We start from the raw sequence: 6,000 nt of genomic DNA, 5'->3' as shown, positions 1-6,000 counted from the left end.
ACCCTGGCAATCGCCGGGATCCACCTCACCGACATCCCGGCACTGAACTACCCCCCCCACCTCTTCCCCCCCCCCCCCCCCCCCACCCGCACACCGCCGGGGAGGGAAGGCCCCACCTCCCCGTCCGCGGCCGGCGCTCTGCGCCCGAAGGGCGCCAGACGGCGGGAGGGCCGAGCACAGCCGCGCGCACCGAAGTGCGGTGTGGCGCGCGCTGCTGACGGACGTCGGGGCTACGCCCCCAGAACGACGACCTCGTCCGCCGAGAAGGCGACACCCACCGTGTCGCCCTCGGCGGGGGCGTCGCGCAAGGCGCAGCCCGCCTCCAGCCGCGGCCCTTCCTCAGGGCGAAGGAGGAGGGTCACCTGGTCGCCCCGGAAGGTCCGGGCGAGGACATCGCAGCGCAGCCCGTCCGTGGCCGGGACGAGCCGTACGCCGGCGGGTCGCACGAGCAGCCGCACGGCGCCCTGCGGGGAGCCAGGGGGGACGGGGACCTTGCCCCAGACGGTGTCGGCCGCGTCGCCCGTGACGGTGGCGGGCACCACGTTGTCGTAGCCGAGGAAGCGCGCGACGAACTCGGACGCCGGCCGCTGCCACACATCAAGCGCGGTGCCTGCCTGTTCGACGCGGCCGTCCCGCATGACGACGACGCGGTCGGCCAGCGCGAAGGCCTCGCTCTGGTCGTGCGTGACGGCCAGCACCGTGGTGCCCAGCCGCCGGAAGAGCCCGCGCAGCTCGACCACCAGGCGCTCGCGCAGCCCGCGGTCGAGTTGCCCCAGCGGCTCGTCGAGCATGAGCAACCGCGGCCCCGGCGCCAGTGCCCGGGCCAGGGCGACGCGCTGCTGCTCACCGCCCGACAGGGACGCCACGGCGCGCCGCTGCGCCCCGGGCAGGCCGACGAGCTCCAGCAAATCGGCGACGGTGCGCTCTCGCTCGGCACGAGAGGCGCCCCGCATGCGCAGGCCGAAGTCGACGTTGCCGGCGACGTCACGCTGCGGGAAGAGCTGGTGGTCCTGGAACATCAGGCCGACGCCGCGCCGGTGCGTCGGCACGCCTGCCTGGTCGCGGCCGGCCAGCAGGACGCGTCCGGCATGCAGCGGCTGCAGCCCGGCGACCACCCGCAGCAGCGTGGACTTGCCGCTGCCACTGGGCCCGAGCACGCAGACCGTCTCGTGCCCGGCGACCTCCAGGTCCACGGCGTCCAGGGCGGTGTGCCCGCCGAAGCGCACGGTCGCGCCGTCCAGTCGCAGCAGGGTCATCAGAACTCCCCCGACCTGTCGATGCGGATACGTTCCAGCGCCAGCAGCGCACCTGCGCACACCAGCATCAGCACGGTGCTGAGCGCCATCGCCTGTCCGTAGTTGAGCTCCCCGGCCCGTCCGAGGAGGCGGGCGACCGCGACCGGCAGAGTGGGGTTGTCCGGGCGGGCGATGAAGACGGTGGCGCCGAACTCCCCCAGGGAGACGGCGAAGGCGAAGCCGGCAGCCACCAGCAGCGCCCGCCGGACCAGCGGCAGGTCGACCTCGCGCCACACCCGCAGCGGGGAGGCCCCGAGGACCGCCGCCGCCTCGCGCAGCCGGTCGTCCACGGCGCGCAGTACGGGCAGCATGGTGCGCACCACGAAGGGCACCCCGACCAGCGCCTGGGCGAGGGGCACCAGGATCCACGAGGAGCGCAGGTCGAGCGGCGGCTCGTCGAGGGTGATGAGGAAGCCGAAGCCGATGGTCACCGCCGAGGTGCCGAGCGGAAGCATGAGCAGGGCGTCGAAGCCGCGCACCAGGCGGCCGGCCCGCCGGGTGAGGGCGGCCGCGGCCAGCCCTCCGACGGCCAGGGCGATCACGGTGGCGGCGGCCGCGTACTGCAGCGAGTTCCCCACCGCGGCGACCGGCGCCACCAGGAAGGTCCCGCCGCTGCCGGTCACCGACCCCAGCGCCCGGTAGTAGCCGAGGCCGTAGCCGTCGGGGCCGTGCAGGGAGCGCTCGGCCAGCACGCCCAGCGGCAGCAGGATCAGCAGCGCGGCCGCGCCGAGCGCGCCCGCCAGCAGCCCCCACTCGCCCGTGCCGCGCGGCCGCCGGGCGGTGCGGGCCGGGTCCACCAGCCGCAGCGCGCTCTCCCGGCGCCTGACCGTCCCGGCGTGCACGGCGAGGATCGCCGCGACGGCGGCGAACTGGACGACCGTCAGCACGGCCGCGGTCGGCAGGTCCAGCAACTGCGCGGTCTGGCGGTAGATCTCCACCTCCAGGGTGGAGAAGGTGGGACCGCCGAGGATCTGGATGACGCCGAAGGAGGTGAAGGTGAAGAGGAAGACCATCAGCGCCGCCGCGGCGACCGCGGGGGCCAGGGCAGGCAGCGTCACCTCGCGCCAGGCGGCGAGGCGTCCGGCGCCGAGGACACGGGCGGCCTCCTCCTGCCGGGGGTCGAGCTGCGCCCACAGGCCGCCCACCGTCCTTACGACCACGGCGTAGTTGAAGAAGACGTGGGCGAGGAGGATCGCCCACACCGTGGTGTCCAGGCGCACCCCCCACAGGTCGTCGAGCAGTCCGCCCCGCCCCAGCAGCGCCAGGAAGGCCGAGCCGACGACGACGGTCGGCAGCACGAAGGGCACGGTCACCACCGCGCGCAGCACCTGTTTGCCGGGGAAGTCGAAGCGGGCGAAGAAGTACGCGCCGGGCAGCGCGATCACCAGGGTCAGCGCGGTGGACGCGACGGCCTGCCAGCAGGTGAACCACAGCACGTGCAGGATGCCGGGATCGCCCAGGACGTCCGTGAACCGGCCGAACCGCCACCGCCCGCCCTCGCGGAGCCCGCGGGCGACGATGGCGGCGACCGGGTAGCCGAAGAACAGCCCGAAGAACGCCGCCGGCACGGCCATCAGACCGAGCCGTACGGCGAGCGAGCGGAGGGCCGCCGCCCCGGTGCTCCCCCGCTCGGCGGCCTTCGCTACTTCAGCACGAGCGAGGACCACGATGTGACCCACTGCTCCCGGTTCGCGGCGATCTTCTCCGGGGCGACGGTTGCCGGGTCGGCGATGACCGGCGCGTACTTGGTGAAGACCTCGGGCAGCTTGGCGTCGTCACGGGCGGGGTTGACGAACATGTTGAGCGGCATGTCCTCCTGGAAGGTGCGGCTCAGCAGGAAGTCCACGAGCGCCTTGCCGCCCTCGGGGTTCTTCGCGCCCTCGAGCAGCCCGGCGAACTCGATCTGCCGGAAGCAGGTGCCGGTCGCGACACCCGTCGGCCCCTGTTCGGGCTGCGTCTTCAGGCCGAGCACCTCGGCGGGCGGACTGGAGGCGTAGGAGACGACCAGCGGCTTGTCGCCCTTGCCGCCGCCGGCCCCCGAGAAGGTGTCGTAGTACGCCTGCTCCCAGCCGTCGACGACCTGGACGCCGTTCGCCTTGAGCTTCTTCCAGTAGTCCTCCCAGCCCCCGTCGCCGTACTTCGCGGTGGTGGCGAGGAGGAAGGCGAGGCCCGGGGAGGAGGTGGCGGCGTTCTCGGTGACCAGCAGGTCCTTGTACTCGGGCTTGACGAGGTCGTCGAGGGTCTGCGGCACGGGCAGCTTGTGCTCGGTGAAGTACTTCCGGTCGTAGTTGACGCAGACGTCGCCGAAGTCGATCGGGGTGACGCGGTGCTTGCCGGCGTCGAGCTGCAGCGCGGCGGGCACCTTGTCGAGGCCCTTGGCCCGGTACGGCGCGAACAGGCCGTTGTCCAGGGCCCGGGACAGCAGGGTGTTGTCGACGCCGAAGAAGACGTCGCCCTGGGGGTTGCCCTTGGACAGCACGCCCTGGTTGACCGCGGCGCCGGCGTCGCCGCCGCGCAGCACCTTGACGGTGTAGCCGGTCTGGTCGGTGAACGCCTTCAGCACGCCCTTCGACGCGGCGAAGGAGTCGTGGCTGACCAGGGTGACGGTCTTGGAGGCGGCGCCACGGCTCTCGCCCCCGGCCGTGTCCCCGCTGCTGCCGCAGGCGGCGAGCACGGTCGCGCCCAGCGCGACGGCCAGTGCTGTGCCGGCCGCACGCCGACGAGTGCTGCTCATGTGGTGACTCCCTACGCCGGTATGACCCGGATCAGGTCCGAGGGTCTGCGGCCGAGCCGCACTCTCAGCGCTTCGCGCGCTCCCCTGTCGGATGTTCTTTTGTGTGCTCTAGGTGACGTCCCGGCCAATGGCCGGAAACGACCGTCACCATAGCAAGCGCGAATCAGCGCTCGGAAGCCGCCAGCTGTCCGCAGGCGCCGTCGATCTCCTGCCCCCGGGTGTCCCGGACGGTCACCGGCACGCCGTGCGCCTCCAGCGCCGCCACGAACGCCCGCTCGTCCTCCGGCCGCGAGGCCGTCCACTTCGAGCCGGGGGTCGGGTTCAGCGGGATCAGGTTGACGTGCACGCGGCGGCCCTTGAGCAGCCGGCCCAGCAGGTCGGCCCGCCATGCCTGGTCGTTGATGTCCCGGATCAGCGCGTACTCGATGGAGACTCGGCGCCCGGACACGTCCGCGTAGTGCCACGCGGCGTCCAGCACCTCGCGCACCTTCCAGCGGGTGTTCACCGGCACCAGGGTGTCGCGCAGCTCGTCGTCGGGCGCGTGCAGTGACACGGCGAGCCGGCACTTGAAGCCCTCGTCGGCGAAGCGCAGCATCGCCGGGACCAGCCCCACCGTCGACACGGTGATGCCCCGCTGGGAAAGTCCGAGCCCGTCCGGTTCCGGGTCGGTCAGCCTGCGGATGGCGCCGACGACGCGCTTGTAGTTCGCGAGCGGCTCCCCCATGCCCATGAACACGATGTTGGACAGCCGCGCGGGCCCACCCGGGATCTCCCCGTCCCGCAGCGAGCGCATGCCCGCCACGATCTGGTGCACGATCTCGCCGGTCGACAGGTTCCGGTCCAGCCCGGCCTGGCCGGTCGCACAGAAGGGGCAGTTCATGCCGCAGCCGGCCTGCGAGCTGATGCACATCGTGACCCGGTCCGGGTAGCGCATCAGCACCGACTCGACCAGCGTCCCGTCGAACAGCCGCCACAGCGTCTTGCGCGTGGTGTCGTTGTCGGTGCTGCTGTGCCTCACCACGGACATCAGGTCCGGCAGCAGCCCTTCCGCCAGCTTCTCCCGTGCCGCGGCGGGGATGTCCGTCCAGGCGGCGGGGTCATCGGCGTACCGGGCGAAGTAGTGCTGCGACAGCTGCTTGGCGCGGAACGGCTTCTCCCCCAGCTCCGCGACCGCCTCCCGGCGCTCCTCGGGCGAGAGATCGGCAAGGTGCCGCGGCGGCTTCTTGGCTCCGCGCGGCGCGACGAATGTGAGTTCTCCGGGTGCAGGCATGGTGCGTCCAGTGTCGCAGATCGTTTGGGGCCGCCCAGGTCAGATGGGTGAGGCTCCTGTCACTCTCAGGTGGCTTCTGGATACAGTCGGATTCTGGCGTCTACGCCATCGAGCTGGACTCGTCCGGGCGCCGGCCAGGACGCCAGGGGCCGGCCAACGCACCAGAGATCTCCTCGCACTCTTCGCGCCGACCAAGAACAATTCCGGTCATCGGGACGGACACATTCATCGAGTGCCGCTGGGATCGCCGGCTGGACGAGGACGACCGCATCTGGTAAGGGCATCGACCTCGCGCACCTCTACAAGGGGCGCTCCTAGGGCGCCTTTCCCTCTGACTCCCCGTGCGTTCTGGCACGAACGCACGACTATCGCGGGGTGCTCAGCAGATCGTCCGTCCTGACGTCGAACTCATCCGTCCCGTCCACGGCGGCGACGCTGTGGGGGTCAGTAGAGACCTTGACCACGCCGCCGGCTGTGAGATCGGTGAAGGGGGCAAGCACCCTGCAGTCCACGGTGACCTCCACCGGATACGTTGTGTCAGGTCCATGGTCCGGACCGCCGAAGATCGGGCATTTGTCGATGATCGTCCACGCGCGGTCGTGAGCGTCGGTCAGCGTGACCTCGACCCATCCCGGAAAGTCGTCATCGGTCAATCTGGTCGCCACACAACGTAGCGGGATCATGGCGCCCCCTCGGCTTCA

Annotated in this window: 5 protein-coding genes and 1 riboswitch; all 5 genes read right to left on the bottom strand. The window is 71.8% G+C overall.

Annotation, left to right across the window (positions count from 1 at the left end):
- Positions 1–230: 230 nt before the first annotated feature.
- Complete coding sequence (locus tag AC3ET4_RS10205; protein WP_431948222.1) at positions 231–1,256, bottom strand: ABC transporter ATP-binding protein; 1,026 nt, start codon at positions 1,254–1,256, stop codon at positions 231–233.
- The gene (locus tag AC3ET4_RS10200; RefSeq protein WP_431948245.1) at positions 1,256–2,869 is read right to left on the bottom strand and encodes an ABC transporter permease; all 1,614 of its coding nucleotides are present in this window, start codon (positions 2,867–2,869) and stop codon (positions 1,256–1,258) included. Before AC3ET4_RS10200 ends, AC3ET4_RS10205 begins: the two co-directional genes overlap by 1 nt.
- Before the next feature lie 68 nt (positions 2,870–2,937).
- Complete coding sequence (locus tag AC3ET4_RS10195; RefSeq protein ID WP_431948220.1) at positions 2,938–4,029, bottom strand: thiamine ABC transporter substrate-binding protein; 1,092 nt, start codon at positions 4,027–4,029, stop codon at positions 2,938–2,940.
- Positions 4,021–4,125, bottom strand: a riboswitch (TPP riboswitch). (Overlaps the previous gene by 9 nt.)
- 67 nt (positions 4,126–4,192) lie before the next feature.
- Positions 4,193–5,299: a dual-specificity RNA methyltransferase RlmN gene (rlmN, locus tag AC3ET4_RS10190; RefSeq protein WP_431948218.1), complete on the bottom strand. Its 1,107-nt coding sequence runs from the start codon at positions 5,297–5,299 to the stop codon at positions 4,193–4,195.
- A 365-nt stretch (positions 5,300–5,664) separates the two neighbouring features.
- Positions 5,665–5,982 (bottom strand): hypothetical protein, encoded by a 318-nt coding sequence (locus tag AC3ET4_RS10185; protein WP_488175926.1) that lies wholly within the window; start codon positions 5,980–5,982, stop codon positions 5,665–5,667.
- Positions 5,983–6,000 lie beyond the last annotated feature (18 nt).

Source organism: Actinacidiphila sp. bgisy167 (assembly GCF_057707665.1).
Note: the sequence above shows the minus strand (reverse complement) of the source record. Positions and strands in the feature narration are given on the sequence as shown.

Excerpts from the sequence above, each read along its gene's own strand:
- AC3ET4_RS10205 (WP_431948222.1), bottom strand. The coding sequence starts at position 1,256 with ATGACCCTGCTGCGACTGGACGGCGCGACCGTGCGCTTCGGCGGGCAC.
- AC3ET4_RS10200 (WP_431948245.1), bottom strand. The coding sequence starts at position 2,869 with ATGGCCGTGCCGGCGGCGTTCTTCGGGCTGTTCTTCGGCTACCCGGTC.
- AC3ET4_RS10195 (WP_431948220.1), bottom strand. The coding sequence starts at position 4,029 with ATGAGCAGCACTCGTCGGCGTGCGGCCGGCACAGCACTGGCCGTCGCG.
- rlmN (WP_431948218.1), bottom strand. The coding sequence starts at position 5,299 with ATGCCTGCACCCGGAGAACTCACATTCGTCGCGCCGCGCGGAGCCAAG.
- AC3ET4_RS10185 (WP_488175926.1), bottom strand. The coding sequence starts at position 5,982 with ATGATCCCGCTACGTTGTGTGGCGACCAGATTGACCGATGACGACTTT.